Source organism: Myroides injenensis M09-0166 (genome assembly GCF_000246945.1).
Classification (GTDB): domain Bacteria; phylum Bacteroidota; class Bacteroidia; order Flavobacteriales; family Flavobacteriaceae; genus Flavobacterium; species Flavobacterium injenense.
In genome coordinates, this window is record NZ_BAEX01000183.1 from 1 (window position 1) to 524 (window position 524).

Here is a 524-nt window from a genome sequence, read left to right on the forward strand (position 1 = left end):
TGAGTGTTTTTTCTTGATGAATGGTAAAGTTTTGGTTGGACAAATCGACTTTTCTCAGCACATCGGCTACTTCCCATTTCGGCTGCATAGCGCAAAAACGGTATCAATTGGACTGTGTACTTTTTGGTTTTCGAGCTGACAAACATGCAAGTATTCCATCGTAGTTTCGATGCGCTCGTGCCCCATCAGTTTCTGAACCTGAAGAATATTTACACCATCTTCCAACAAATGGGTAGCATAACTGTGGCGCAAGGTATGCGTGTGTACATCTTTTAAAATTCCAGCCTTTTTACAAACCGATTGAATCGCCCATTGAACGCCACGTTGGCTATAACGCGAATCAAATCCTTTGACATCTTTAGTGTTTCCTGTAAATAAAAATGTAGTAGGATGTTCAACTGAAATATATTTTTTAATCCCTCGAATGATATGATCCGAAAGTGGAACATAACGATCCTTCTTCCCTTTACTTTGAACGATATGAAGGAGTTTTCTATCGAAATCGAGATGTTTGAGTTCAATAT

1 protein-coding gene is annotated in these 524 nt (G+C 38.9%); it reads right to left on the minus strand.

Going from position 1 to position 524, the window contains the following annotated elements; all coding sequences use genetic code 11:
• Positions 1-66: 66 nt before the first annotated feature.
• Positions 67-524: tyrosine-type recombinase/integrase (locus RH98_RS15060; RefSeq protein ID WP_036496136.1), on the minus strand; the 458-nt coding region annotated here is incomplete at its 5' end.